This window comes from Streptomyces purpurogeneiscleroticus (assembly GCF_020024005.1).
Lineage (GTDB): Bacteria > Actinomycetota > Actinomycetes > Streptomycetales > Streptomycetaceae > Streptomyces > Streptomyces purpurogeneiscleroticus.
On the sequence record NZ_NHSG01000419.1, the window covers coordinates 1 to 26997 of the forward strand.

General features: G+C 72.1%; 26 protein-coding genes and 1 pseudogene. 19 read left to right on the forward strand and 8 right to left on the reverse strand.

Annotation, left to right across the window (positions count from 1 at the left end; all coding sequences use genetic code 11):
* Positions 1–351, reverse strand: a 351-nt coding sequence (locus tag CCS38_RS30900; RefSeq protein WP_223736633.1) for an FAD-binding protein, incomplete at its 3' end; no start/stop codon positions are given.
* 56 nt (positions 352–407) lie between these two features.
* On the opposite strand from CCS38_RS30900, the gene CCS38_RS30905 reads away from it, so the two are divergent.
* Positions 408–1070 (forward strand): hypothetical protein, encoded by a 663-nt coding sequence (locus CCS38_RS30905; protein ID WP_223736634.1) that lies wholly within the window; start codon positions 408–410, stop codon positions 1068–1070.
* 63 nt (positions 1071–1133) lie between these two features.
* Here the strand turns inward: CCS38_RS30905 and CCS38_RS30910 are convergent, their stop codons facing one another.
* Positions 1134–1367, reverse strand: a complete 234-nt coding sequence (locus CCS38_RS30910) for a chaplin (RefSeq protein ID WP_223736635.1) — start codon at positions 1365–1367, stop codon at positions 1134–1136.
* A gap of 344 nt (positions 1368–1711) precedes the next feature.
* On the opposite strand from CCS38_RS30910, the gene CCS38_RS30915 reads away from it, so the two are divergent.
* The 6 genes from CCS38_RS30915 to CCS38_RS30940 all read left to right on the forward strand — a co-directional run bounded on the left by CCS38_RS30915 (position 1712) and on the right by CCS38_RS30940 (position 7013).
* On the forward strand, positions 1712–2833 hold the full coding sequence (locus CCS38_RS30915) for an ROK family glucokinase (protein WP_223736636.1): 1122 nt from the start codon (positions 1712–1714) through the stop codon (positions 2831–2833).
* The gene (locus tag CCS38_RS30920) at positions 2830–3471 is read left to right on the forward strand and encodes a hypothetical protein (RefSeq protein WP_223736637.1); all 642 of its coding nucleotides are present in this window, start codon (positions 2830–2832) and stop codon (positions 3469–3471) included. Before CCS38_RS30915 ends, CCS38_RS30920 begins: the two co-directional genes overlap by 4 nt.
* A gap of 245 nt (positions 3472–3716) precedes the next feature.
* Positions 3717–5006 (forward strand): bifunctional 3-oxoadipate enol-lactonase/4-carboxymuconolactone decarboxylase PcaDC, encoded by a 1290-nt coding sequence (gene pcaDC, locus CCS38_RS30925; RefSeq protein WP_223736638.1) that lies wholly within the window; start codon positions 3717–3719, stop codon positions 5004–5006.
* Between the two features lie 128 nt (positions 5007–5134).
* The gene (locus CCS38_RS30930) at positions 5135–5479 is read left to right on the forward strand and encodes a rodlin (protein ID WP_372457174.1); all 345 of its coding nucleotides are present in this window, start codon (positions 5135–5137) and stop codon (positions 5477–5479) included.
* Between the two features lie 73 nt (positions 5480–5552).
* A complete protein-coding gene (locus CCS38_RS30935; RefSeq protein ID WP_223736639.1) occupies positions 5553–6194 on the forward strand; it encodes an MBL fold metallo-hydrolase in 642 nt (213 codons plus the stop codon).
* Positions 6195–6233: 39 nt separating this feature from the next.
* Positions 6234–7013: an exodeoxyribonuclease III gene (locus CCS38_RS30940; protein ID WP_223736640.1), complete on the forward strand. Its 780-nt coding sequence runs from the start codon at positions 6234–6236 to the stop codon at positions 7011–7013.
* A gap of 43 nt (positions 7014–7056) precedes the next feature.
* Here the strand turns inward: CCS38_RS30940 and CCS38_RS30945 are convergent, their stop codons facing one another.
* Positions 7057–8844: an SGNH/GDSL hydrolase family protein gene (locus CCS38_RS30945; protein ID WP_223736641.1), complete on the reverse strand. Its 1788-nt coding sequence runs from the start codon at positions 8842–8844 to the stop codon at positions 7057–7059.
* A gap of 180 nt (positions 8845–9024) precedes the next feature.
* Here CCS38_RS30945 and CCS38_RS30950 point away from each other — a divergent pair, with 180 nt between their 5' ends.
* Positions 9025–9465 carry a DUF6278 family protein gene (locus tag CCS38_RS30950; protein ID WP_223736642.1) on the forward strand — a complete coding sequence of 147 codons (441 nt, stop codon included), beginning with the start codon at positions 9025–9027 and terminating at the stop codon, positions 9463–9465.
* Between the two features lie 58 nt (positions 9466–9523).
* Here the strand turns inward: CCS38_RS30950 and CCS38_RS30955 are convergent, their stop codons facing one another.
* On the reverse strand, positions 9524–10279 hold the full coding sequence (locus CCS38_RS30955) for a GntR family transcriptional regulator (RefSeq protein WP_223736643.1): 756 nt from the start codon (positions 10277–10279) through the stop codon (positions 9524–9526).
* Between the two features lie 185 nt (positions 10280–10464).
* On the opposite strand from CCS38_RS30955, the gene CCS38_RS30960 reads away from it, so the two are divergent.
* Genes CCS38_RS30960 through CCS38_RS30975 form a run of 4 tightly spaced genes read left to right on the forward strand, consistent with a single transcriptional unit; the run spans position 10465 to position 13651 of the window.
* Positions 10465–11208: an amino acid ABC transporter ATP-binding protein gene (locus CCS38_RS30960; protein ID WP_223736644.1), complete on the forward strand. Its 744-nt coding sequence runs from the start codon at positions 10465–10467 to the stop codon at positions 11206–11208.
* A gap of 22 nt (positions 11209–11230) precedes the next feature.
* Positions 11231–12130 (forward strand): glutamate ABC transporter substrate-binding protein, encoded by a 900-nt coding sequence (locus CCS38_RS30965; RefSeq protein WP_223736657.1) that lies wholly within the window; start codon positions 11231–11233, stop codon positions 12128–12130.
* Between the two features lie 22 nt (positions 12131–12152).
* Complete coding sequence (locus tag CCS38_RS30970) at positions 12153–12797, forward strand: amino acid ABC transporter permease (protein ID WP_030252720.1); 645 nt, start codon at positions 12153–12155, stop codon at positions 12795–12797.
* On the forward strand, positions 12794–13651 hold the full coding sequence (locus tag CCS38_RS30975) for an amino acid ABC transporter permease (protein ID WP_223736645.1): 858 nt from the start codon (positions 12794–12796) through the stop codon (positions 13649–13651). Before CCS38_RS30970 ends, CCS38_RS30975 begins: the two co-directional genes overlap by 4 nt.
* A gap of 20 nt (positions 13652–13671) precedes the next feature.
* Here CCS38_RS30975 and CCS38_RS30980 read toward each other — a convergent pair whose 3' ends face one another.
* Complete coding sequence (locus tag CCS38_RS30980; protein ID WP_223736646.1) at positions 13672–15252, reverse strand: CocE/NonD family hydrolase; 1581 nt, start codon at positions 15250–15252, stop codon at positions 13672–13674.
* Positions 15253–15484: 232 nt separating this feature from the next.
* On the opposite strand from CCS38_RS30980, the gene ggt reads away from it, so the two are divergent.
* Positions 15485–17317 (forward strand): gamma-glutamyltransferase, encoded by a 1833-nt coding sequence (ggt, locus tag CCS38_RS30985; RefSeq protein WP_223736647.1) that lies wholly within the window; start codon positions 15485–15487, stop codon positions 17315–17317.
* 124 nt (positions 17318–17441) lie between these two features.
* Entirely contained in the window at positions 17442–18848 is a 1407-nt protein-coding gene (locus CCS38_RS30990; protein WP_308050900.1) for an amidase, read from the forward strand.
* A 26-nt stretch (positions 18849–18874) separates the two neighbouring features.
* On the opposite strand, the pseudogene CCS38_RS30995 reads toward CCS38_RS30990, so the two are convergent.
* Both CCS38_RS30995 and CCS38_RS31000 read right to left on the reverse strand, forming a co-directional pair.
* Positions 18875–19424, reverse strand: a pseudogene (locus tag CCS38_RS30995) (isochorismatase family protein).
* A 3-nt stretch (positions 19425–19427) separates the two neighbouring features.
* A complete protein-coding gene (locus tag CCS38_RS31000; RefSeq protein ID WP_223736649.1) occupies positions 19428–19865 on the reverse strand; it encodes a MarR family winged helix-turn-helix transcriptional regulator in 438 nt (145 codons plus the stop codon).
* A 213-nt stretch (positions 19866–20078) separates the two neighbouring features.
* On the opposite strand from CCS38_RS31000, the gene CCS38_RS31005 reads away from it, so the two are divergent.
* From CCS38_RS31005 to ligD (CCS38_RS31020), 4 genes are all read left to right on the forward strand, one after another.
* On the forward strand, positions 20079–21422 hold the full coding sequence (locus CCS38_RS31005) for a hypothetical protein (protein ID WP_223736650.1): 1344 nt from the start codon (positions 20079–20081) through the stop codon (positions 21420–21422).
* Between the two features lie 176 nt (positions 21423–21598).
* Complete coding sequence (locus CCS38_RS31010; protein ID WP_223736651.1) at positions 21599–22441, forward strand: nitrilase-related carbon-nitrogen hydrolase; 843 nt, start codon at positions 21599–21601, stop codon at positions 22439–22441.
* Positions 22438–23757, forward strand: a complete 1320-nt coding sequence (locus CCS38_RS31015; RefSeq protein ID WP_223736652.1) for an aspartate aminotransferase family protein — start codon at positions 22438–22440, stop codon at positions 23755–23757. The genes CCS38_RS31010 and CCS38_RS31015 overlap by 4 nt, the downstream gene beginning before the upstream one ends.
* A gap of 172 nt (positions 23758–23929) precedes the next feature.
* Positions 23930–24889, forward strand: a complete 960-nt coding sequence (gene ligD, locus CCS38_RS31020) for a non-homologous end-joining DNA ligase (RefSeq protein ID WP_223736653.1) — start codon at positions 23930–23932, stop codon at positions 24887–24889.
* A gap of 58 nt (positions 24890–24947) precedes the next feature.
* On the opposite strand, the gene ligD (CCS38_RS31025) is transcribed toward ligD (CCS38_RS31020), so the two are convergent.
* The gene (gene ligD / locus CCS38_RS31025; RefSeq protein WP_223736654.1) at positions 24948–25841 is read right to left on the reverse strand and encodes a non-homologous end-joining DNA ligase; all 894 of its coding nucleotides are present in this window, start codon (positions 25839–25841) and stop codon (positions 24948–24950) included.
* Between the two features lie 54 nt (positions 25842–25895).
* On the opposite strand from ligD (CCS38_RS31025), the gene ku reads away from it, so the two are divergent.
* Positions 25896–26960, forward strand: a complete 1065-nt coding sequence (ku, locus tag CCS38_RS31030) for a non-homologous end joining protein Ku (RefSeq protein WP_223736655.1) — start codon at positions 25896–25898, stop codon at positions 26958–26960.
* Positions 26961–26997: the final 37 nt, after the last annotated feature.

The window sequence follows — 26997 nt, forward strand, 5'->3', positions numbered from 1 at the left end:
CCCGGCCGCCACCAGCAGCCGCCGGGCCGCGACCGGCGGGCCCGCCGCCAGGCGGACGCGGAAGCCGCCGCCCTCCCGCGGCTCGGCCGCCACCGCCTCGTCCGGCACGAACTCGCCGCCGTACCCCGCCACTTCGGCCCGGCCGGCCGCGAGCAGCTCCCCGGGCGGCATGCCGTCGCGGGTCAGGAAGTTGTGGGTGCGGTCCGCCATGACGTTGCGCGGCCGTCCGTCGTCGATGACCAGCACCGAACGGCGTGCCCGTACCAGGGCCAGCGCCCCGCTCAGCCCGGCGGCACCGCCGCCGACGACCACGACGTCGTACCGCCGTTCCTCCTGCGCGTGCGTCACCATCGTGACTCTCCTAATTCGGATGCTCCGGCCGGGTGGCCGTTGCTACCTTCCGCGCCATGTCTTCCCTTCAGAGAACACCCGCCGGGCCCGTCACCGCAGCCGATGTCGAGGAAGCCGTGCGGCTCGCGGTCACCACCCTGCGCGGCGCGGAAGGGGCGGACTGGAGCGTGCGGGCGGGCTCCCTGGAGTGGGACTGCTGGGAGACCGCCGAGCACCTCGCCGACGACTTCTTCGGCTACGCCGCCCAGCTCGGCCCGGCGCGCCCGCCGGCCGGCACGCACATCCCGTTCGCGGGGACCCGGCAGCGGCCGGACGGCCCGCTGAATGTCGTCTTCGCCGACCGTGCGGCGGGCCCCGCGGGACTGCTGCACGTACTGGAGGCGACCGGCGGCCTGCTGGCGGCCGTCGTCCGCACCGCGCCGCCGGACAAGCGCGCCTTCCACATCTTCGGCACGTCCGACGCCGAGGGCTTCGCGGCCATGGGCATCGTCGAGACACTGGTGCACGTGCACGACATCGCCGAGGGCCTCGGCCTGCCCTTCACGCCGCCCGCCGGGCTGTGCGACCGGACGCTGGCCCGGCTCTTCCCCGACGCCCCGACCGCGCCCGACCGCTGGTCCGTACTCCTGTGGTGCACGGGCCGCACGGCGCTCCCCGGCCACCCGCGCCGCACGTCGTGGCGCTGGGACGGCACGCTCCGGGAGCCCGCCGGGCGCTGACCGGCTGTCAACAGAAGGGTGCCGGCCCCCCGAAGGAGGCCGGCACCGGTGTGGACCGCAGAGTTACTTGTTGGCGCACTGCCCGTGTGCGGGGTTCAGCAGCCCGATCACGTCGACGCTGAGGCCGCAGGCGTTGACCGGAACGTGGAGCGGGACCTGGATGGTGTTGCCGGACACCAGGCCCGGCGAGTGGCTGCTGCTGCCCTGGGCGCCCGAGTCGGCAACAGCGGCGCCGGCGCTGCCGGCAAGAGCGGCGGTGGCCAGAATGGCCGCGGCTGCGGCGGTACGGATGCGCATAGCGTTCTCCTCACAGAGGGCGGAACATCAACGGTTCCCATCACAACCCAGAGCGCTCCACGGGGCCCGTCGGGTTCGGCCGTCAGGGGCATACGGTCCGGAAAAAGGCTTGTGACCAGGGCTTCCTGTGCCGGCCGGGGTGCCCGGCCGGCTCAACCCTGCCCGAGCGCAGCGGAAAAGGTTCCCGAGATCGCCGTACTTTGAGAAAGGCCACAGGTCAGAGGGTTGCGGTGCGCCGCGGGGCGGCTTTGATGCACAATCGCACGGCGGGTGGGCTGTGCCCGCCCGGACGCCAGCCGAGGCCACGGCCTCCCGAGACCGCACAGGGACGAGACGAGCCGAGCATGAGTACGTACCGGGACAGGGTGCACCGTGGATCGGCGCGGGCCACCGTGCTGCGCACGGTCGGCACCCGCGAGCGGCGCTCGCACCTCAGCGCGCCCCGAGTGCCCACCGTCGGCATCGACATCGGCGGTACCAAGGTCATGGCGGGCGTCGTGGACGCCGACGGGAACATCCTGGAGAAGGTCCGCACCGAGACGCCGGACAAGTCGAAGAGCCCCAAGGTCGTCGAGGACACCATCACCGAACTGGTGCTGGACCTCTCCGACCGGCACGACGTGCACGCCGTGGGCATCGGCGCGGCCGGCTGGGTCGACGCCGACCGCAGCCGCGTCCTCTTCGCCCCCCACCTGAACTGGCGGAACGAGCCGCTGCGCGACCGCCTCGCGGGCCGCCTCGCGGTCCCCGTCATGGTCGACAACGACGCGAACACCGCTGCCTGGGCGGAGTGGCGCTTCGGCGCCGGGCGCAACGAGGACCACCTCGTGATGATCACGCTCGGTACCGGCATCGGCGGCGCGATCCTGGAGGACGGCCAGGTCAAGCGCGGCAAGTACGGCGTGGCCGGCGAGTTCGGGCACATGCAGGTCGTGCCCGGCGGACACCGCTGCCCGTGCGGCAACCGCGGCTGCTGGGAGCAGTACAGCTCCGGCAACGCGCTGGTGCGCGAGGCCCGCGAGCTGGCGGCCGCCGACTCCCCGGTCGCGTACAACATCATCGAGCGGGTCAGCGGCATCATCCCGGACATCACCGGGCCGCTGATCACCGAGCTGGCCCGCGAGGGCGACGCGATGTGCGTCGAGCTTCTCGCGGAGATCGGCCAGTGGCTGGGCGTGGGCATCGCCAACCTCGCCGCTGCCCTGGACCCCTCCTGCTTCGTCATCGGCGGTGGCGTCAGCGCCGCCGACGACCTGCTCATCGGCCCGGCGCGGGACGCCTTCAAGCGCACCCTCACCGGGCGTGGCTACCGCCCCGAGGCCCGCATCGCGCGCGCCCAGCTCGGCCCCGAGGCCGGCATGGTCGGCGCCGCCGACCTCGCCCGGCTGGTGGCCCGCCGCTTCCGCCGTGCCAACCGCCGCCGCGTCGAGCGCTATGAGCGCTATGAGCGGACCGGCCGCCGATGACCGACCTGGAACAGGCACCTGTGACCGACCAGCCCGAGCGCCACGACCGCTCCGAGCCCGACCGGGACGCGTATGACGACGTTCCCGAGGCGGGCGACGGCGGGGCGCACACGCCCCCGCCCCCGCCGAGCCGCCGGCGCCGCTGGCTCACCGCCGTCGTCGTCTTCCTGCTGATCGCCATCCCGGCCGGCTACCTCGCCCTCTCCGCCGCGCAGAGCCGCGACAGCGGCCAGGAGAAGGAGGAGCGGGCCGCCATGGCGGGCCTCACCTGGCACTGGCCTTCCAAGGTGCAGCGGCGCATCTACGACGTGCCGATACCGTCCTACTCGTACCCGGTCGCGTTCTTCGAGACCAACTCCTTCAGGACCAGCTCGCTGTACGTGACGTTCCGCACGTCCCAGGACGGCCTGGACAAGTTCCTGGCGCACTACGGGCACACCCGCGAGGACCTGCGCGAGGACGTCGCCACGATCACGCCGAAGCAGGCGGCGCGGGTCAAGTGGGACTTCACGGTCGGGGACGGCTACGCGGGCCTGGTCCACAAGGAGAAGGCGCCGCGGCCCTCGCAGCGGATCACGGTCGACTTCGCCGAGGACGGCCACCCCGTGGTGTACGTCGTGTCCACGACGCGGTTCTGACCACGCGGCTCTGCCGTCGCTCTGCCGCGGTTCCGATGTGGCGCGCCGGGCCGGACCTGGCGCGGACGGTCGGCTTCCGATGGCGAAACTCTGATGAAGAATGCCGACCGGATCACATGTGGGCGATCCCGGCCAGCCGGTTATGAGCCGAATCCACCACCATGACCGACTCTTCCGGCCAGGGTGGTGTCCGTTTGCTGACCCGGGTGTCAGGAGTGGGCGGTTTGATTGGGTAGCGTGGCCGGGTGAGCGAGAAGACCCTGCAGCATCGGATCGACGGCCCCGACGACGCGCCCGTACTTGTCCTCGGCGCCTCGCTTGGCACCACCTGGCACATGTGGGACCGGCAGATCCCCGAACTGACCCGCCAGTGGCGCGTTGTCCGCTTCGACCTCCCGGGCCACGGCGGTTCCCCCGCCTACCCCGCCGCCTCGGTCGCGGAGCTCGCCGAGCGGGTGATCGCCACCCTCGACGGCCTCGGCATCGACCGCTTCGGCTACGCCGGCTGCGCCATGGGCTCGGCCATCGGTGCCCAGCTCGCGCTCGCCCACCCTCGGCGCCTCACCTCGCTCGCGCTGGTCTCGGCCTCGCCCCGGTTCGGCACCGCCGACGCCTGGCGGCAGCGCGGCGTGGTCATCCGTACGAACGGCCTGGACCCGATCGCCCGCACCGCGCCCGAGCGGTGGTTCACGCCCGGCTTCGCCGCCGCCCAGCCCGCCATCGTCGAGTGGGCCGTACAGATGGTGCGCACCACCGACCCCGGCTGCTACATAGCCGCCTGCGAGGCGCTCGCCGCCTTCGACATCCGCAACGAGCTCGGCAGGATCTCCGCGCCCACCCTCGTGGTCGTCGGCTCCGAGGACCTGATCACCCCGACCGCCGACGCGCGCACCCTGGTCGCGGGCATACCGGACGCGGGTCTCGCCCTGGTGCCCGGTACCTCGCACCTCGCCCCGGTCGAGCAGCCCGCCGCCGTCACCGAGCTGCTCATCCGGCACTTCTCCACCGCCTGGCAGGACAAGCCGGCCGGACAGGCCGCGCTCGGCGCCACCCCGCCCAAGCCCGTCCTCACCCCGAAGCCGGCACAGCCGGCGCAGCCCCAGCCGCCGGTCGTCGCCATCGAGCCGGCCGCCGAGCAGCCGGAGATGGTCGGCACCGACTCCTACGAGGCGGGCATGAAGGTCCGCCGCGAGGTGCTGGGCGACGCGCACGTGGACCGCGCCGCGGCCGCCGCCGACGAATTCACCGGCGACTTCCAGGACTTTCTGACCCGCAACGTCTGGGGCGAGGTGTGGACCCGTTCGGGCCTGGACCGCCGCACCCGCAGCGTCATCACGCTCACCGCGCTGATCACCAGCGGCCACCTCGACGACCTGGCCGTCCACGTCCGCGCCGCGCTCCGCAACGGTCTCACCCCTGGGGAGATCAAGGAGACGCTGATCCACACCGCGGTCTACGGCGGCGTGCCCGCCGCCGGCGCGGCCTTCACCATCGCCCAGCGCGTCATCCGCGAGGAGACCACTCCGGAGGACTGACTGCTTGGCGGACAAGGTGATGGAAGGCTTGTCCGGGGCACGCCGCAGATCAGGTGAATGGGTGTGCACGCGCCGCGCCGCAGGATGTACTCCTGGCTTTGGCACAGCGTCATCCTGTGGAGAGAGCCATGTACCTGCGTAGCACCATGACCGCCTGCAGTCTCGCCGCCGCGGCGATCGCCGGGGGAGCCGGCAGCGCCGTCGCGTTCGACGACGGCCCGACCAGTCTCAGCGGCAACGGCGCGGCGTCCGCGTTCGGCAACTCGACGACCCACGGCCACCTGAGCGGCCAGTTCGGGGCGGTCCAGGGCACGTTGAACAAGCTGTGCCTCGGGGTGCCGGCGAAGGTCAATGTCGGATCACTGGTGGGCATCCTGGTGCCGATCACGGTCCAGGACGTCAACGTCCTCGCCTCCCCGCAGAACCAGCAGTGCGCCGACAACTCCACCCAGTCCTCCGGCAGCGATCAGTGAGCTCCGGCTGAGCAGCACAGGCCCCGGCCGGGCCCTGTCCGGTCCGGGCCGCCCCGCGCGGCAGGATGGGGTCATGGAACTGGAACTCACCAAGAAGACGCACGCCTGCGTCCGGCTGGCCAAGGACGGCCGGACGCTGGTCATCGACCCCGGTGGCTTCAGCGAGCAGGACGCGGCCGTGGGCGCGGACGCGATCCTGATCACCCACGAGCACCCCGACCACTTCGCCGAGGACCGGCTCCGGGCCGCCATGGAGGCCAACCCGGCCGCCGAGATCTGGACGCTGCGCTCGGTCGCGGAGCAGATCTCGGCGGCGTTCCCGGGCCGGGTGCACACCGTCGGCGAGGGCGACACCTTCACCGCGGCCGGCTTCGAGGTGGAGGTGCACGGGCAGCTGCACGCCGTGATCCACCCCGACATCCCGCGGATCACCAACGTCGGTTACTTCGTCGACGGCACGGTTTTCCACCCGGGCGACGCGCTGACCGTCCCCGGCCGTCCGGTCGACACCCTCCTGCTGCCCGTGCACGCCCCCTGGAACAAGGTGGCGGAGGTCATCGACTACGTACGCGAGGTCGAGCCGCGGCACGCCATCGACATCCACGACAGCCTCCTCCAGGAGCATGCCCGGCCGATCTACGACCGCATGATCGGCCAGCTCGGCGGCACCGATCACGGCCGCCTCGCGCCTGGTCAGGCGGCCGCGCTGGGCTGAGGACGGCGACTGTCACAGGCGGGCGGTAGGTTGGCACTCATGCGCATCGCGACCTGGAACGTCAATTCGATCACCGCCCGCCTGCCCCGGCTGCTGGCCTGGCTGGAGACCACCGGCACGGACGTGCTGTGCATCCAGGAGGCCAAGTGCTCCAAGGAGCAGTTCCCCTTCGACGAGCTGCGCGAGCTGGGGTACGAAGCGGCGGTGCACGCCACGGGCCGGTGGAACGGCGTGGCCGTGCTGTCCAAGGTGGGCCTGGCGGATGTGGTCGAGGGCCTGCCCGGTGACCCGACGTACGACGGCGTGGCCGAGCCGCGCGCCATCTCGGCCACCTGCGGCCCGGTCCGCGTCTGGTCGGTGTATGTCCCGAACGGCCGCGAGGTCGAGCACCCGCACTACGCCTACAAGCTCCAGTGGTTCGAGGCGCTGAAGGCCGCGGTCGCGGGCGACGCGGCGGGCGACCGCCCGTTCGCGGTCCTCGGGGATTACAACGTCGCGCCGACGGACGACGACGTCTACGACACCGCCGCCTTCGAGGGCGCCACGCATGTCACCCCCGCCGAGCGGGCCGCCCTCGCGGACCTGCGCGGCGCGGGCCTGACGGACATCGTGCCGCGCCCCCTGAAGTACGACCACCCCTTCACGTACTGGGACTACCGCCAGCTCTGCTTCCCGAAGAACCGCGGGATGCGCATCGACCTGGTCTACGGCAACGAGCCGTTCGCCAAGGCGGTCTCCGACGCCTACGTCGACCGCGAGCAGCGCAAGGGCAAGGGCGCCTCGGACCACGCGCCGGTGGTCGTCGACCTGGACGTGTGACGCGCCGCGCCGGCCGGGGCGCACGGCCCCGGCCGGTCCCGCGTCACGGCACGAGCTTGCGCAGCTCCACCGACTCCGCGAGCGCCTTCAGCCCCTCGTCGCCGGGGTGCAGATGGTCGCCGCTGTCGTACGCCGGCAGCATCCGCTGCGGCCGCTCCGGGTCGCGGATCACCGCGTCGAAGTCCAGTACGGCGTCCACGGTCCCGCCGCTGTTCCGGATGAAGGCGTTGACGGCCTGCCGCCGCTGGTCCACCTCCGGGTAGCAGTCGGGATAGCCCTCGCAGGGCGCGACCGTCGCGGCCACCACCCGCAGGCCCCGCTCGTGCGCCCGCCGCGCGATGTTCCGCAGGCCCTCGATCACCTCGGCCGCCGAGGTGCCGGAGCGCACGTCGTTGATGCCTTCGAAGACCACGACCGTACGGGCCGAGGTCTGGGCCAGCACGTCCCGCTCCAGCCGGTGCTGGGCGCTCACGCCGCCGGTGTCGGTGCTGATTCCGTCGCCCTTGTAGCGGTCGGTGACGATGCGGTTCGCCGAGATGCCGTGGTTGATCACGCCGTACTTGGGCAGTGCGGTCTGGTTCTGGAAGCGCCGCGCCAGGGTGTCCGGCCAGCGCCGGTTGGCGCCCTGCGTCGACTTCACCCCGTCGGTGATCGAGTCGCCCAGCGCCACGATCGAGCCGGGCCCGCCGGTGACATCGACACCGGACAGGAACGGCCAGGTGGTCAGCGACCCGGTGTAGGCCGCGCCGCCCGTGTCGGACGTACGGTCACCGCTGTCCGTCGCGCTGACGTACGACCGCTGGATGGCCTCCTTGTGGATCGGCGCCGCGGCCACCGACCCCGACAGATGGAAGCTCACCAGCAGATTGGTGTCCGCCGGGACGGTGAAGTCCACCGGATCGCTGAAGACCTGGGCACCGGCCGGGATGCTGGTCCCGGACCGCCCGCCGAACGTCAGCGCCACCGGCTTGCCCTTCGTCGCGGCGCCCGACCCCTGCACCGCGACACTGGCCGCGCCGATGTCCACCGGCGTCGCGGCGAAGGTGTTCTCCAGCCGGATACGCGCCCGCGGGCCGCCCGCCCCGGCGTGCACGACCAGCCGCAGCGTCTGGTCCCGCCACGGCCCGACCTTGGTGTACCCGGCGCTGCTGGCCGCCCAGCTGCCGGTCCAGCCGGGCGTGGCCCGGCGCAGCGCCGCGGCGAAGACATGCAGGTCGCGGTCGGGACCCGGGTCCTTGGGGAGGACGACCGAGCGGACCTGGCGGCCGGGGCGCACCGGCACCGTCACCGCGTACAGGCGAACCGTTTCCGTGCGCTGTCCGGCCGCGGTGTTCCGATGCGGCAGGGCCACCGCCTTGGTGCTGAGGGGGCCGGTCCGCCAGTCCGGCGCGGTCAGCTCGTACGTGCTGCGCGAGCCGTCCATGTACTCGACCGTGCCGGTGCCGGTGGCGTCCCCGCCGGTCCCGGCGACCAGGAAGGACAGCGCGGTGCCGGTGCCGCCCAGCCGGACGGCCTGGCCGTTGGCCCGTACGTTGTCGGGCGTGCCGGGCGCGGTGCGCGGCCAGGTCAGCCGGGTCGCGTCGAGGTCCAGCGCCCGGCCGGGCGTCCAGCCGGCCGCGGCGAGGTCCTGCGCCGACAGGGAGCTGCCGGCGCCGTCGAAGTCGGCCGCGCCGGATCTGGCGTCGTCGCTCACCGCCTTGTTGTCGAAGAGTCTCGCCAACGGCTGCGGCTCCGAGGCGATTTGCTGGTCGGCGACGGCCGGGACGGCGGTGCCCGCGACCGTGAGAGCGAGAACGAGCGGAACGGTTGTGCCCCATTGTCGTACGCGCATCAGTCGTCTCCTTCGGTGGCGGGTGCGCCACGGGGATGAGCATGATCCGGTCCATCAGACACAAGCGCCATGAACGTAAGGAGACGGCAAGGGGGCGTCAAGGGAGCTGTGGCAACCGGATGACGCGGGGCGCCGCGCGCCTGTGGCCGCCGTCCGGTCGGGAGTGGGACGCTGCACTACATGAACATGTCTTTCCTGGACAAGTGGCGCAAGCGTCCGGAAGTGGTCCGTTCCGCCGCGGCGCCGGCACCGGGGGACGAGGACGCGGAGGGCATCGCCGATCTGCTGTCGGAGTGCGAGCTGCTGCGCGGGCAGGCCGCGAACGCGGGAGTGGAACTGGACGACTCCGTGGGCTCGTTGGAGGCGCTGGACCAGCTGCTGCCCGCCTGGCGGTCGGACCCGGAGATCGTGCCGTGGCTCGGCAACGACGCGGGCCTCTACCTCGGAACGGTCCTGGTGCGCACGGTGCGCGGGGCCCGCTGGAAGATCTGGCCCGGTGGCGAGCCGGTCGTCCGGCTGTCCTCGGGCCGCGAGATCGATGTGGTGACGGCCGGTCAGGAGTGGGCGGACAGCGGCGCGCCCGAGCTCTCCCAGCTCTACGCGGAGGTCGCGGAGAGCTGAGCGCCCGCGCCGTACCTGCGGCCGGGCGCGTGCCTCGCGCGGTCCCTCGCGCGAAACCTCACACGAACGCGATGTCGTACGCCAGCTGCCAGCGGTCGGCCCGTACGACGATGTCCGAGGTCTCCACCGCCCGTCCGTCCGCGTCGAAGTGCGTGCGCTCCACGACCGTGACGCAGCTGCCCGGCGGGCAGCCGAGCGCCTCCGCCTCGGCGCTGGCGGCGGGCCGGGAGCTCACCCGCTCCTCGGCGCGCACCACCCGGATGCCGATCGCCGCCATCCGCCCGCGCACGCCGCGGCGCGCGTAGGGGCCGTGCTCCGGGAACACCACGTCCGTGCCCTCGGTGATCGCCAGCGGCTCCCAGCTCGTCGCGAGCTGCACGGGCCGGCGGTCGGCGAGGTACTCGTACTGAGAACAGACCACGCTGTCGCCGGGCGCGATGCGCAGCCGCCGGGCCACCGGCTCCGTCGCCGGCTCGGTCGTGGACGTCGCCTCCCACGTCAACGGCGTGCCCTCCGGGCAATTCACATGGGTGATACTCGCGGCGAAGGGCGAGTCGACGGCGCCCGTGGAGCGCAGCAGTATGCCCAGCGGCGCCCGGTCCGCGACGAACACCCCGCGCCCGAACTGCCCTTCCGCGTACCCCGCCGCCTTCAGCATGCGCACCGCGCGGTCCACGGTCTGGTCACTGGCTTCGTACGCCCGCTTCAGCTCGGCGCGGGAGGGGATGCGGGCGCCGACGGCGAGGACGCCCTCGTCGATCTGGCGCCGCAGGTCGTCGGCGATGCGCTGGAAGACAGGCCGGTGCTCACCCATGCCCGACAGGCTAGGTACGCAGGCGTCCCATGTGTACCTAGGGGGTGGGCACGGCAGTGCCCGGGAGCTCGCCGCGCCGGACCGGCGGCCCCGCGTGTCCCCGAGGGCCGAACCGGGGGCATTTGGGGTAGTTTGCGAACTCTCCGCTGTACGGACGTGCCGGACGAGAGTGAGCAGGGCTGCATATGGCCGGTGACGCGCTGATCGAAATGCGCCGGGTCAACAAGTACTACGGGAAGCTCCACGTCCTCCAGGACATCGACCTCACCGTCGGCCGCGGCGAGGTGGTCGTCGTCATCGGCCCCTCCGGCTCCGGCAAGTCGACCCTCTGCCGGACGATCAACCGCCTCGAACCGATCCACTCCGGCTCCATCACGCTGGACGGCCACCCGCTCCCCGAGGAGGGCCGCGAGCTGGCCCGGCTGCGCGCCGACGTCGGCATGGTCTTCCAGTCCTTCAACCTCTTCGCGCACAAGACCGTGCTGGCCAACATCACGCTCGCGCCGCTGAAGGTCCGCAGGAGCGGGAAGGAGGCGGCCGAGCGGCGGGCCCGCGAACTCCTGGACCGGGTCGGCCTCGCCTCACAGGCCGACAAGTACCCGGCCCAGCTCTCCGGTGGTCAGCAGCAGCGCGTGGCCATCGCCCGCGCGCTGGCCATGGAACCCAAGGCGCTCCTCTTCGACGAGCCCACCTCGGCGCTCGACCCGGAGATGATCAACGAGGTGCTGGAGGTCATGCGGCAGCTCGCCCAGGAGGGCATGACGATGGTCGTGGTCACCCACGAGATGGGCTTCGCCCGGTCCGCCGCCAACCGCGTGGTTTTCATGGCGGACGGGGCGATCGTGGAGGACCGCACCCCCGAGCAGTTCTTCACCCACCCGGAGAGCGACCGCGCCAAGGACTTCCTCTCCAAGATCCTCAAGCACTGAGCGGGGGCCGGCAGTGAAGCAGATCCGACGGGCCGCGGCGGCCCATCTTTTCGCCGTACTGGCCCTCCTCGCCGGTGCCTGCGGCAAGCCCGGCAGCCCGCCCGCCAAGGGCCCGCGCGGCGACGAGCTCCCCAAGTACCAGGTGCAGACCCGCTTCCAGCTCCCCGACTCGCCCACCTGGCAGCAGGCGAAGCGCCGCGGCCACCTGGTCGTCGGCGTCAAGGAGGACCAGCCGTACCTGGGCGAACGCGACCCCTCCTCCGGTGCGTACCGCGGCTTCGACATCGAGATCGCCAAGATGCTCTCCGCCGCACTCGGTTTCGACCCCAAGTCGCTGACCTACAAGACGATCGCCTCGGCCAACCGCGAGACGGCCGTGCAGAACGGCCAGATCGACTACTACGTCGGCACCTACACCATCAACGACCTGCGCAAGAAGCAGGTCGGCTTCGCGGGCCCGTACTACATGGCGGGCCAGAGCCTGCTGGTGCGCAAGGACGAGCAGGACATCAGGGGCCCCAAGGACCTGGCGGGCAAGCGGGTCTGCTCCGCCGCAGGCTCCACCCCGTACCAGCGGATCAAGGCCGACTACCCCAGGGCCGTGCTCGTCGCCTACGACACCTACTCCGTCTGCGTCGACAACCTGCTCACCTTCCAGGTCGACGCGGTCACCACCGACGACGCGATCCTGCTCGGCTACGCCGCCAAGGCACCCGACGAGCTGAAGCTCGTCGGCAAGCCCTTCTCCGAGGAGCCGTACGGCGTCGGCCTGCCCCTCAAGGACCCCGCGCTGCGCTTCGCGCTGGACGATGCGCTCGAAGCGGCCGAGAAGAACGGCAACTGGAAGAAGGCGTACGACGCCACCCTCGGGCTGTCCGGAGTACCCGCGCCGAAGCCGCCCAGGATCGACCGCTACAGGTGAGCTGAGGGAGCCCCCGACACCCATGGATGTACTGACCCATAACTGGTCCCTCTACGGCAAGGGCCTGCTCGGCACCGTCGAGCTCACCGTCTTCGCCTCGCTGCTCGCCCTCGGACTCGGCGTGATCATGGCGGGCTTCCGGGTCGCACCGGTCGGCTCGCTGCGCGCCTTCGGCACGGTGTGGGTGACGGTGCTCCGCAACACCCCGCTCACCCTGCTGTTCTTCGCGGTCCTGCTCGGCCTGCCGCGGTTCGGCCTGGTACTGCCCTTCGATGTCTTCGCGATCCTGGCGCTCGGCTGCTACACCTCGGCGTTCATCTGCGAGGCGGTGCGCTCGGGCATCAACACCGTGCCGGTGGGCCAGGGCGAGGCGGCCCGCAGCCTCGGGATGACGTTCGCGCAGACGCTGGGCACGGTGGTGCTGCCACAGGCGTTCCGTACGGTCATCCCGCCCGTCGGCTCCACGCTGATCGCGCTGGCCAAGAACTCCGCGATCGCCGGCTCCTTCAGCGTCGTCGAGCTGCTCGGCACGTACAAGACGCTCAACGAGCTGGGCTACAGCATCATCTGGTCCTTCATCTGGATCGCCGTCGGCTACCTGATCGTGACCCTGACCATCAGCGCGCTGTTCAACGTGCTGGAGAAGCGCTGGGGAGTCGCCCGATGACCGGCACCGCCCTCTACGACGTCCCCGGACCGAGAACCCGGAGCCGGCACCGCCTCTACGGCGTGGTGGCGACGCTTGCCATCCTCGCCGTCCTCGCCTGGGCGGTGTATCTCCTGATCGACACCGGCCAGTTCAGCGCCCGGAAGTGGACGCCCTTCGAGTACCAGGGCATCCAGGAGCTGCTGCTGCGGGGCCTGGGCAATACGCTCAAGGCGTTCGCGATCGCGGCGGTGCTCTCCCTGGCGCTGGGCGCGGTGCTGGCTGCCGGCCGGCTCTCCTGGCACCGGCCGGTCCGCTGGGTGTGCACCCTCCTGGTGGAGTTCTTCCGCGCCATGCCCGTACTGGTGATGATCTTCTTCATCTATGTGGCGCTGCGGGCCGAGCCGCTGACCGCGCTGGTCGTCGGCCTGACGCTCTACAACGGCTCGGTGCTCGCAGAGGTCTTCCGCACCGGCGTGCACGCCGTCGAGCGCGGCCAGCACGAGGCGGCGTACGCGCTGGGCATGCGCAAGACGCAGGTCATGACGCACGTACTGGTACCGCAGGCGGTCCGCGCGATGCTGCCCACGATCATCAGCCAGCTCGTCGTCGCGCTGAAGGACACCTCCCTCGGCTTCCTCATCACCTACGAGGAGTTCCTGCACGCGGGCCGGCTGATCGCCTCCAACCTCGACTACGACCTGCCGTTCATCCCCGTCGTCCTGGTCATCTCGCCGATCTACATCGGGATGTGCATGCTGCTGTCCTGGTTCGCCCACTGGATCGGCCGGCGGCAGCGGCGCAACCCGAAGGTCGAGGGCGAGGTGGGCGCCGCCGAGCCGGGGAACCTGATGCCGGGGAATCCCCCGCTGTGACGGCGCCCTCCCGGCCGGGGTCAGTCCCGTACCGGTACCGAGACCCACGACGGGTCGTCGGCCGGCGAGGAGAAGGTGAGCTTCGCGCCGTCCGGGTTGTGCTCGATGTAGAGCGGGTCGACGGAGTCCACCACCACCGCGAGCCGGTGCCCGGCCGGCACGTCGTACGCCGTGGAGAACAGGTCCAGGTCCACGCCGAACGGCTCGCCCGGCTGCTTGCCGTGGAAGGTGAACGGCGCGTGGGTGACCAGCTTCCCGGTGCCGAGCGGGCCGACGTCGTAGAGGTAGGCGACGGCGGTGCCGCTCCCGGCGGTGCTGGTGACCGTGGTGTGCACCTTCGCCGTGCCGCGCACCCTCGCTTGCGTCTCGTACCGCTCGGACTGCCAGACGGCCGCGGCCGAGCGGGGCAGCAGCGGTACCGACGCCATCGGCGGGACCTTGAAGAACTGGTCCAGCAGGCTGGAGAGGAAGATCGTGCCGCCGTTCGCCCCGGAGTCGCGGTTCGTGGCGATCTCGCGCGTGCTGTTCAGCGGGATGCGCCGCTCGTCGGAGGGCACGTCCTTCCAGCTCGCGTACCCCTCGTACGCGCCGGTGGAGCGGGACTTGAGCAGGACCGGGGACTCGCGGTCGACGCCGTTGTCGGCGCCCTTGAGGTAGTGGTCGAACCAGCGCTTGGTGTCGGTCCAGGTGTCGTTGGGCAGCCCGAGCAGGCCCGTGGCCTCGGCGGTGGCGTGGTCGCCGGGCCGGAACTCCAGCCGCTTGGGGCCCTTCAGCTTCTCGAAGAAGTCGGCGTACTGGTTCGGCGGGAAGATCGAGTCGCCCCAGGCGTTGCCCAGCATGATGGCCGCACCATTGGCATTGATCCTGTCGACGTACGCGGCAGGGGAACGCTTCTTCCCCCACGCGATCATCTCGTCCTCCTTGTCCAGGTTGGACCCGAGGAAGTCCTTCATGATGGTCCGGAGCTCGGCGCTGGGCCGCCCGGTGAGCTCGCCCGCGCCCGCCAGCAGCCCGGCGGCCTGCGCGTGCTGCGTGCGGCCGCTGTAGATGGAGTCGATCAGGTCGGCCCACCCGCTGAGCGCCGCGACCGCCTTGATACGGGGATCGAACGCCGAGGCCAGCAGGCTGATCCCGGCGCCGTAACTCACCCCGCCCATGCCGACCTTGTCCGGGTCGGCCGGGGTGTTGGCGAGCGCCCAGTCGACGACCTTGCGCGCGTCGGCGACGTCCTGCGGACCCGCCGTCTCGATGTTCCCGCCGGACTGCCAGAAGCCGCGCGAGTTGTACCCGACGACGATGTACCCGGAGTCCGCCAGCTTCTTGGCCTGCGCGACGTACTCGACCTGCGGCATTCCCCAGCTGGTCGGCAGCACGATCACCGGGTACTTCCTGCTGCCGTCGGCGTCGCCGGGGGTAAAGACATTCGCCTTGAGCGTGATCCCGCCGTCGCCCTCGATGTCCACGAACTTCACGGACGCGGGGGCGGTGGCGGCGGCCGGGGCCGCCTGCGCGACGGGGGCCGTGGCCGTGAGGGTGGTGGCCAGAACGGCCGCGGAGACGGTACCGATCGCGGCGCGCAGCGTCGTACGGGAGGGCGTCATCTACTGCTCCAGGTCGCGGTGTGGGGGAGAGGAGGGGGCGAGGGAGAGTGACCGGTGGCACCGGTACCGAAGTGACTGGAGAGTAGGACGAATTGGTTACCGGAAGTAACCCGTCGGTAGGTTACGCAAGGGTAAAGATCTCGTGGCGGCGGCCCTTCGGCGCTCTGTCGCCCCTGAAGAGCCGCAGGTAGGCTCCGGCTTCTGGCGCGAACTCGATGGAGGGATGGCAGAGATGACGCATGTCCGACGCCTGTCGGTGCTGGCCGTGACGGCCGCGCTGGCCGGCTCGCTGGCCTCCGTACCGGCCAGTGCCCGGCCCGCGGCGGCCCCCGCGGCTCCCGCGACCGAAGCGCCGCCCAAGTCGCCGGTCGCCGTGGGCTCCGGCGGCGCGGTCTCCAGCGTCGACCCCGACGCCTCGGCGGCCGGCATCGAGGTGCTGAAGAAGGGCGGCAACGCCGTGGACGCGGCGGTCGCCACCGCGGCGGCGCTGGGCGTCACCGAGCCGTACTCCGCCGGCGTCGGAGGCGGCGGCTACTTCGTCTACTACAACGCCAAGAAGCGCTCCGTGCAGACGATCGACGGCCGCGAGACCGCGCCGCTGACCGCGGACAAGGACCTCTTCCTGGAGAACGGCAAGCCGGTCCCGTTCAGCGAGGCCGTCACCAGCGGCCTCAGTGTCGGCACCCCCGGCACCCCCGCCACCTGGGACAAGGCGCTGGACAAGTGGGGCAGCCGCTCCCTCGGCCAGGTCCTCGCGCCCGCCACCCGCATCGCCCGCGACGGCTTCACCGTCGACGAGACCTTCCGGAAGCAGACCGCGGACAACGCCGACCGGTTCCGCGACTTCCCCGCCAGCGCGGAGCTGTTCCTGCCCGGCGGGCAGCTCCCGGTCGTCGGCTCCACGATGCACAACCCCGATCTCGCGCGTACCTACGACGAGTTGGCGACGAAGGGCGTGGACGCGCTGTACCGCGGACGGCTGGGCGAGGACATCGTCCGTACCGTCGAGCAGCCGCCCGTACGGGAAGGTGCCACCCGCAAGGTGCGGCCCGGCGACCTCACCGCGGCCGACCTCGACGCGTACGAGACCAGGGACCAGGCGCCGACGAAGACGAAGTACCGCGGCCTGGACGTCTACGGCATGGCGCCGTCCTCCTCCGGCGGCACGAGCGTCGCCGAGGCGCTCAACATCCTGGAGAACTACGACGTAGCGAAGCTGAGCGAGAAGCAGTACCTGCACCGCTACATCGAGGCCAGCCGCATCGCCTTCGCGGACCGCGGCCGCTGGGTCGGCGACCCGGCCGCGCAGCAGGTGCCCACCAAGGAACTGACCTCGCAGAAGTTCGCCGACTCACGGACCTGCCTGATCAAGGGCGACGCGGTGCTCAAGAGCCCGGTCGCGCCCGGCGATCCGCGTCACCCGAAGCCCTGCGCGGCCGGTGACAAGGCGGCGCCGACGACGTACGAGGGCGACAGCACCACCCACCTCACCGCCGCCGACAAGTGGGGCAACGTCGTCGCCTACACCCTCACCATCGAGCAGACCGGCGGCAGCGGCATCACCGTCCCCAACCGCGGCTTCCTCCTCAACAACGAGCTGACGGACTTCTCCTTCGCCCCGGCGGCCCCCGGCGTCCCCGACCCGAACCTCCCGGGACCCGCCAAGCGCCCCCGTTCCTCCATGTCGCCGACCATCGTCCTCGACCACGGCAAGCCGGTCATGGCCGTCGGCTCGCCCGGCGGAGCCACCATCATCACGACAGTTCTGCAGACGCTTCTCGGCCACCTCGACCGCGGCCTGCCGCTCGTCGACGCCATCGCCGCGCCGCGCGCCAGCCAGCGCAACGCCGCGCAGACCGAGCTGGAGCCCGGGCTGTACGACAGCAAGCTGCGCAAGGAACTGGAGGCGCTCGGCCACGCGTTCAAGGAAAACCCCGAGATCGGCGCGGCCACCGGCGTCCAGCGGCTGAAGGACGGGCGCTGGCTCGCGGCCGCCGAGAAGGTCCGCCGCGGCGGCGGTTCGGCCATGGTCGTCCGGCCCGAGGGCCACGCGAACTCCCGCTGACCGTATACGGAACAGCCGTCTCCGGTGCCCCGCAGGGGCCCGGAGGCGGTTGATGCCGACTCGCGCACATGGTTACGCTGCGCTTCTCCGTCGGAACGGAACGTCAGTGCGAGAGGCGGCGGCAGTGGGGGACAGGTTCGAGGGACTGGCCGAACAGGCCAGAGCGTTGCGCGACGGCGACACCACAGCGGCCGAACTGGTCGGGCGGTCGCTGGAGCGCATCGAGGAGACCAGGGGGACCGTCAACGCCTTCCGGCTCGTGCGGACCGAGGCGGCGCTCGCCGAGGCCGAGGCCGCCGACCGCAGGCTCGCGGCGGGGGAGCGGCTGCCGCTGCTCGGCGTGCCGGTCGCGGTGAAGGACGACACCGATGTGGCGGGCGAGCCCACCGCGTTCGGCTGCGTGGGCACCTTCCCGCCCAAAACCGAGGACTCCGAAGTGGTACGGCGGCTGCGTGCGGCCGGCGCGATCGTGGTCGGCAAGACCAACGCCTGCGAACTGGGCCAGTGGCCGTTCACCGAGGGCCCGGCCTTCGGCGACACCCGTAATCCCTGGAGCCCGGCGCACACCCCGGGCGGCTCCTCGGGCGGCTCGGCCGCCGCGGTCGCCGCCGGACTCGTCCCCGCCGCGCTCGGCACGGACGGCGCGGGCTCGGTCCGCATCCCCGCGGCCTGGACGCATCTGGTCGGCATCAAGCCGCAGCGCGGCCGCATCTCCACCTGGCCGGAGCCGGAGGCGTTCCAGGGCATCACCGGCATAGGGCCGCTGGCCCGCACGGTCGAGGACGCGGCGCTGCTCCTGGAGGTCTCCAGCGGCAGCCACCGGCACGATCTGCACCGCCCGGCGCCGGTCGCGGTCCGCGACGCGGTCGGCCGGGACCCGGGACGGCTGCGCATCGCGCTGTCCTGGAAGGCCGCCTGGACCGGAACGCCGCGCCCGCTCCACCCCGAAGTACGCGCCGCCGTCATGGACCTCGCCCGCACCCTCGCCCGCCTCGGCCACTTCGTCGAGGAGGCCGAGCCGGACTACGGGCTGATCGGCCTGTCCTTCGTGCCGCGCGCGACCACGGGCGTACGGGAGTGGACCGAACGGGTGCCGGACCGCTCGCTGCTGGACCGCAGGACCCGGGACGCCGCGCGGCTGGGCCGGCTGCTGAGCGGGCGCGCGCTGCGCCTCGCGCGGGCCGCCGAGGCACGCCAGCAGAAGCGCGTGGGCGCGGTGTTCGGCCGGTACGACGTCGTGCTGACCCCGACCACGGCCACGCCGCCACCGCGGATCGGCACGCTCGCGGCGATGAACGGCTGGCGCACCGACCGGGCGATGATCGCGGCCTGCCCGTACGCCTGGCCGTGGAACGTGCTCGGCTGGCCGGGCGTCAGCGTGCCCGCGGGCTTCAGCTCGGCCGGACTGCCGCTCGGCGCCCAACTGCTGGGCCCCGAGGGCGGCGAGCCCCGGCTGGTCTCCCTCGCCTCCCAACTGGAGGACGACCTCCGCTGGTACGAGAAGTGGCCGCGGCTGCGGGCGGGGGCGTGAGACCGGCCTTCAGGCCGACCGGGTGATCAGCCCAGAAGCTTGAGGACTGCCTCGGTGGTGTCGGTCTCGCCCAGTCGCGGGAAGATCTTCTCGATGCTGTTGCGGTGTGCGTCGGCGTCCATGTCCGTCACGGCGTCCGTCGCGACCGTCACGTGGTAGCCGTGCTCGTACGCGCTGCGTGCCGTGGACTCCACGCCGATGCTGGTCGCGATGCCGCCGAGCACGATCTGCGTGACGCCGAGGCGGCGCAGCTCCATGTCCAGCGCCGTGCCATGGAAGGCGCCCCAGGTCTTCTTCGTGACGAGGAGGTCCGACGGCTGCCGGTCGAGCTCGGGGACCAGCTCGGCCCAGTCGGCGGGCGGGTTGCCGGCGGGGGCCGGGCCCTCGGTGCGGCCGGGCGCGCCGCCGGTGACGTTCACCAGCACGACCGGCAGGCCGCGCGCGGAACGCGGCGGCCAGCCGCGTGCCCTGCGCGACGACCTCGGCGGCGGGGTGGGCCGTGGGCAGCGCGGTGATGCCCTTCTGCAGGTCGATCAGGACCAGCGCGGTCTTCGGGTCGAGCGTGGTGGCGGTCATGGTTCAGTGCTCCGTCAGTCGTTTCAGCAGCGCGGCGGCCTCGGCCAGTACGCGCCGTTCCTCGGGGGTGGTGTGCTCGCCGATGGCCGCGGTGAGCCAGTTCTGCTTGGCGCGCCGGACGTCGGCCAGTACCCGCCGGCCCTCGTCGGTGAGTGCGAGGACGGCCTGCCGGCCGTCGGTGGGGTGCGGGCTCCGCGCGACGATGCCGCGCTCCTCCAGGGCGGCCAGCGTCACCCGCATCGACTGCGGGCGCACCAGCTCGGCCCGGGCCAGCGCCGCGGTGGTGGCGGGCCCGTCACTGTCCAGCCGGGCACAGACCGCGCGCTGCGTGGGCGTGAGCCCGCCGTTCGGTGACTCGGCGCGCAGCCGGCGCATCAGCAGGCCGACGGCCGCGCTGAGGTCCGTGACGAGCTGCTCTTGCGCTGTCCCTTTGGTCGGCATGGCGCCACCGTAAAAACTCGACAGGCAAACTTGCAAGTTTTGCTGTCTTCCGTGCTGATCACGCCGTTGTTCCGCGATCGCGGAACCCTCGCCCCCGCAGGGGTGGAAAACTCCCTGTAGTCGTTCCGTGACAGACGGGGCGGTGCATTGCTGATGTGCAACCAAGGGACCGGTGCGGCAGCGCACGGTGACCATGGGGGGAGAGGACAGCAAATGGCAGAGGAGCAACTGCGGGATCCCTTAGGCGAGTTCGCGCACTTCCTGCGCGGCCTGACGGAGGCGCTGGACGAGGCGGAGGGCTGGTACGGCGTCTTCCTGCAGCGCGACCCCGCGGGGGTGCGGGCCTGTCTGGAGGGGCGTGAGGTGCCGCCCTGGGACGTGGTCGAGTCGCTGCTCCACGACCTGTCCGGGCGGTGCGGCACGCAGGCGGCGGCGGAGGCCGGGGCGTGTGCCCGGCAGCTGCACGGTGCGGCGGTCGCCGCGTACGACGCGCTGACCGGTCCGGCGGAGCTCCGCGACCGCCTCGACGCGACGCTCGGCGAACTGCGCGAAGCCACCCGCCGCGAGCACGCCCTGCGCGCCGATCTCGAGCACGCGGAGCCCGGTACGGAGGCGGACGCGCTGACCTATGAACTCGCCTGGGCCGCCGACGACATGGCGCGTGCGCACGCCCGTGTGCAGGAGCTTCAGTTGCGCATCGAGGGCAATGAGTGGGCGGAGGGGCCGCCGCTCGTGGTGGGTCACCTCGCGCCGCACGAGCCGGCGGAGCTGGTGGCGGAACCGGCGGCGGACTCGGTGACGGACCCGGTGGCGGACTCGGTGGCGGCGAAGGCCGTGGCGGAGTGGGCCTTCGCCGATGCCCGGGACGACGCCCGGGACGGTGACCGGGAGAACGCTCGGGACGGCGACCGGGAGAGAGGCCAGGAGCGGAAATCCGCCAAGGAGCGGGCCGGGGAGGCGCGCGGGTCTGGTACCGGTCAGGTGCCTCCGCCGCCCCTCCTGCCCCATGCGCAGCAGGCCGTGACCACCGCCGTGACGCACCTCGCGGAGCTGCGGGCCGCCGGGCGGGGCGGTGAGGCGCACGCCGTCCTGTGTGCCGCGGCCCGCCGCCCCGCCGAGGAACTGCCGTTCATCGCCGATGAGCTGGAACGCTGCGGTCTCGCCGCCGATGTGCCCACCCTCCTGTGGGAGGTGGCCTGTCTGCCGCCGGTCCCGCTCGCCGCCGCGGCCGGCGCGCTGGCCGCCGCGGGGCGGGGCAAGGACTGTGCGAGCCTGCTCCGGCAGGGCGTGGCCCGGCCGGTCGCCGAGGTGGCGAGCGCCGCGCAGGCGCTGCTGGACGGCGGGTGCCGGGACGGGGCGCGGGATCTGCTGGCCGCGCTGGTCCGCACCCGTACGGCGCAGGAGGCCGCGGGCCTGGCGGACGCCACGGACGTGCCCGAGATCCTGCTGCCGCTGCTGCTGGAGGCGGCCGAGGAGGGCGCGCCGAACCGCTACCGCGATCTGGTCCACGCGCTGCGGATGGCCGGCGTCCCCGACCGCCTCACCGGTGCCCACTGACCCGCCCGCACCACAGCTCACAGCCGCTTCGTACAGCAGTTCCCGGCGGCGTGGAATCGGCCGCGCGGCACGGCAGAGATGGTCTTGCCAGGGTGCACATCGCGGCCTACGGTCACCTCCACACGCGTAGAGCACACATGGACCGGTTGTCTGACGCCCTGGCAAAGGAGCAGCTCATGGCCGATGTTGTACGTGCCGCACTGGTGCAGGCGACCTGGACCGGTGATACCGAGTCGATGATCGCCAAGCATGAGGAGCACGCCCGCGCGGCGGCCGCCCAGGGCGCGAAGGTGATCGGCTTCCAGGAAGTCTTCAACGCCCCGTACTTCTGCCAGGTCCAGGAGCCGGAGCACTACCGCTGGGCCGAGCCGGTGCCCGACGGCCCGACCGTCCGCCGGATGCAGGAGCTGGCCCGCGAGACCGGCATGGTCATCGTCGTCCCGGTCTTCGAGGTCGAGCAGGCCGGCTTCTACTACAACACCGCGGCCGTCATCGATGCCGACGGCACGGTCCTCGGCACGTACCGCAAGCACCACATCCCGCAGGTCAAGGGGTTCTGGGAGAAGTACTACTTCAAACCGGGCAACAAGGGCTGGCCGGTGTTCGACACCGCGGTGGGCAAGGTCGGCGTCTACATCTGCTACGACCGGCACTTCCCCGAGGGCTGGCGGCAGCTCGGTCTGAACGGCGCCCAGCTCGTCTACAACCCCTCCGCCACCTCCCGGGGCCTCTCCGCCTACCTGTGGCAGCTGGAGCAGCCCGCCGCCGCGGTCGCCAACGAGTACTTCGTCGCCGCGATCAACCGCGTCGGCGTCGAGGAGTACGGCGACAACGACTTCTACGGCACCAGCTACTTCGTCGACCCGCGCGGGCAGTTCGTCGGCGACGTGGCCAGCGACAGCAAGGAGGAACTGGTCGTCCGCGACCTGGACTTCGGGCTCATCGACGAGGTCCGGCAGCAGTGGGCGTTCTACCGGGACCGCCGCCCCGACGCGTACGAGGGGCTGGTGCAGCCGTGACCCACTACGCCGACGACGCCGCCCATCTGCACGCCCGGCACCGCTCCGTCCTGCCCGAGTGGCTGACCCTGCTCTACGACCGTCCCATCGAGCTGACGCACGGCGAGGGCCGGCACGTCTGGGACTCCGCGGGCAACCGCTACCTCGACTTCTTCGGCGGCATCCTCACCACGATGACCGCACACGCACTGCCCGAGGTCACCAAGGCCGTCGCCGAGCAGGCCGGGCGGATCATCCACACCTCGACGCTCTACCTGTCCCGCCCGATGGTGGAGCTGGCGGAGCGGATCGCGGCGCTCTCCGGCATCCCCGACGCGCGGGTCTTCTTCACCACCTCCGGTACGGAGGCCAACGACGCGGCGCTGCTGCTGGCGACCACGTACCGCCGCTCGAATCAGATCCTGGCGATGCGCAACAGCTACCACGGCCGGTCCTTCTCGGCCGTCGGCATCACCGGTAACCAGAGTTGGTCGCCGACCAGCCTCTCGCCGCTGCAGACGCTGTGGGTGCACGGTGGCGTCCGCAGCCGCGGCCCGTACGCGCACCTCACGGACGCCCAGTACATCGAGGCGTGCGTCGCGGACCTGAAGGACATGCTCCAGCAGACGGCGGGCGGCGTGGCCGCGCTGATCGCCGAGCCCATTCAGGGCGTCGGCGGCTTCACGTCGCCGCCCGACGGCCTGTACGCGGCCTTCCGCGAGGTACTGGCCGAGCACGGCATCCTCTGGATCAGCGACGAGGTGCAGACCGGCTGGGGCCGTACGGGTGAGCACTTCTGGGGCTGGCAGGCGCACGGCACGAGCGGCCCGCCCGACCTGCTGACCTTCGCCAAGGGCATCGGCAACGGCATGTCCATCGGCGGCGTGGTCGCCCGCGCGGAGGTCATGAACTGCCTGGACGCCAACTCCATCTCCACCTTCGGCGGCAGCCCGGTCACCATGGCGGCGGGCCTCGCCAACCTCACCTACCTCCTCGAACACGACCTCCAGGGCAACGCCCGGCGCGTCGGCGGCCTGCTCATCGAGCGGCTGCGGGCGGTGGCCGCGGGGCTGGACATCGTGCGCGAGGTCCGCGGGCGCGGCCTGATGATCGGCATCGAGCTGGTCGAACCGGGCACGGACGAGCCGTCGCCGCGGGCGGCCGCGGCCGTCGCGGAGGCCGCGCGGGAACGCGGCCTGCTCATCGGCAAGGGCGGCCTGAACGGCGCGGCCCTGCGCATCGCACCCCCGCTCTCGCTGACCGTCGCGGAGGCGGAGGAGGGCGCGGACCTGCTCGCGGAAGCCTTGCAGGCGGCGCGTAAACAGCTCAGCGGCTGACCGCCGCAGGGGTTCGCGCAGTTCCCCGCGCCCCTGAAGGGGCGCGGGGAACTGCGCGAGCGACCCACGCGGTGGGGCAGTCGGGGGCCGGCGCGAACCCCTACGGCGGTGGGCCGCCGGCGAAGCCCGGCCGCGGTCGCGAGGGTCGGCCCGACCGCTGATCATCGGAGGTATGGCCACACCTCCGACGACCGGGCTCAGGCCCATGCTCGCCACGCCGGGTCCGCTGCCCGCCGACGGCGCCGACCCGGCCTGGGCGTACGAGGTGAAGTGGGACGGGGTGCGCATCCTCGCGCACGTGCCGGGGGACGGGTCCGTGCGGCTCGTCACCCGCGCGGGCAACGACGCCAGCCGGACCTACCCCGAGCTCACCGCCCTCGGCGACGCGCTGCGCGGCCGGTCCGCCGTTCTGGACGGCGAGGTCGTCGTGCTCGACGCGGAGGGCCGGCCCGACTTCGGGCGGCTCCAGCGCCGGATGAACGTCGCGGACGCGCGCCGCACCGCCCGGCTGCTGACCGACCACCCCGTCCACCTCGTCCTCTTCGACGTGCTGTACCTGGACGGGCGGCCGCTGCTGGACGCCCCGTACGAGGAGCGCAGGGCGGCGCTGGCGGGCCTGGAACTCGCGGCGCCGGAGTGGTCGGCTCCCGGACACGTCGTGGGGAAGGGTGCCGAGGTGTGGGAGACGACGCTGCGCAACGGTCTGGAAGGCGTGCTCGCCAAGCGGCTCGGCTCCGTCTACACCTCGGGCGTCCGGTCCGCCGACTGGCGCAAGACGAAGCATGTGCGCACCCTCGACGTCGTCATCGGCGGCTGGGGCGAGGGGCGCGGCGGGATCGCCGGGCTGCCCGGGTCGGTGCTCGCGGGGATCGAGGAGGCGGACGGAGTGCTGCGGTACGCCGGTTCGGTCGGCTCCGGCCTCTCCGACCACGAACGGCGGGAGCTGGCCCGGTACTTCGAGATCCTCGCGCGCGACACCTCGCCGTTCACGGAGCCGGTCGAGGTGCCGGGTGCCCGTTGGGTGGAACCGCGGCTGGTGGCCGAGGTCGGCTACTCCGGCTGGACGGCGGCGGGCCGGCTGCGCCACCCGACCTGGCACCGGCTGCGGCCGGATCTGACGCGGCTGGACTGATCCCGCGGCAGTCGACAGTCCGCAGTCGGCAACCGGCGGTCGGCAGCCGGTGCGCGCCTCACCGCTTCGCGTGCGGCAGCCGCTTCGCCCGGTTGAGGTTGATCAGCGGGCCGAGCAGATCGCCGTACCGCTCGCGCCGCTCCGCGATGTCGTCGATGAGGAAGTGCAGGTCGGCGGGGTCCGTACAGCCGTCGATCTCGTCCCAGGTCACCGGCGTGGAGACGGTCGGCTCGGCGCGTGCGCGCACGGTGTACGGCGTGGCCGTGGTCTTCGCCGCGCTGTTCTGGCTGAAGTCGATGAACACCTTGCCGGGCCGCAGCGCCTTGGTCATCCGGTGCACCACCTGCTCGGGCAGTTCGTGCTCCGCCTCCACCGCGATGCCCTTGGCGTACGCGGTGACGTCGTCCGACGGGGTGGGCTCGATCGGCACGAGCAGGTGCAGTCCCTTGGAGCCGGAGGTCTTGGCGTACACGTGGAGGCCGTCGGCCGACAGCCGTTCGCGCAGCCACCCGGCGACCGCGCAGCAGTCGACGATCGTGGCCGGCGCGCCGGGGTCCAGGTCCAGCACCAGCCGGTCGGCCACGCCCGGGTCGTCCTTGCGCCACTGCGGGGTGTGCAGCTCGACGACGAGGTTGGCCGCCCACATCAGGGACGCGGTGTCCTGGAGCACCACCTGGCGGCCGGTCTTGCCGCTCCGGCGGGTCAGATCGACGGTCTTCACCCAGGCGGGCGTACCGGGGGGCACGTTCTTGGTGAAGAACGTCTCGCCGTCCGGGCCGTCCGGGTACCGCAGGAAGGAGACCGGGCGGTCGTAGAGGTGCGCGAGCATCGCGCCCGCGGTCTGCGCGTAGTAGTGCAGCACCTCGCCCTTCGTGGTCCCGGTGGCCGGGTAGAGCACCTTGTCCAGGCGGGTGACCGTCAGCCGGCGTCCCTCGATCTCGGTGATCGGCATACCCTGAGAGTCCCACGAATCGTGACATAACGGGCGACGCTAAGGGACGCACGTATGAGATCCATCTGGAACGGGTCGATCTCCTTCGGCCTGGTCAGCATCCCGGTGAAGATGTACAGCGCGACGGACGGCGCCGCCGCGGTCTCCTTCGTCCAGATCCACGAGAAGGACGGCGGCCGCATCCGCTACCGCAAGGTGTGCGAGCTGGACGGCGAGGAGGTGTCCCAGGACGAGATCGGCAAGGGGTACCAGGCCGCCTCCGACATGATCGTCCCGCTCACCGACGCCGACCTGGCCTCGCTGCCGCTGCCCACCGCCAAGACGCTGACCATCCTCGCGTTCGTCGATGCCTCCGACATCGACCCGCTGCAGATGGACAAGGCGTACTACCTCGGTGCGAACGGCCCGTCCGCCGCCAAGCCGTACGTCCTGCTGCGGGACGCGCTGGTGCACCACCAGAAGGTGGCCATCGGAAAGGTCGCGCTGCGCAACCGCGAGACGCTGGCCATGCTGCGGGTGCACGACGACGCGATCGTGATGCACGCGCTGCTGTGGCCGGACCAGATCCGCTCCCCGGCCGGCCTCGCGCCCAAGGAGAACGTCCAGATCCGGGAGAACGAACTCACCCTCGCCGAGACCCTGATGGACTCCCTCGGCGAGCTGGACCAGGGCGAGCTGCACGACGACTACCGGGACGCGGTCGAGGAGCTGGTCAGCGCGAAGCTGGAGGGCGGTGAGCCGGCCGTGCCCTCGGAGGGCCCCCGGCGCGGCGGCAAGGTCATCGACCTGATGGCGGCCCTGGAGGACAGCGTGCGGGCAGCGCGGCAGGAGCGCGGCGGGGACGAGGAGGAGGGGGCCGGCGCGTCCGTCACCCGGCTGCGGGGGAAGGCCCCGGCGAAGACGAAGGGGACGGCGGAGAAGACGGAAGCGGCGGAGAAGACGGGGCCGGCGGGGAAGGCCGGGCCGGCGGGGAAGAAGACCGCGGCCAAGAAGGCCGCTCCCGCGAAGAAGAGCGCCGTCAAGAAAAACGCTGCTGCTGAGAAGGGCGCCGCGAAGAAGACCGCGACGGCGAAGAAGACCCCGGCGAAGAAGACCGCGTCACGCCGGAAGGCCGGCTGAGCGCCGGCTGGGGATGGTACGGGGGGAGGCCGAGGTG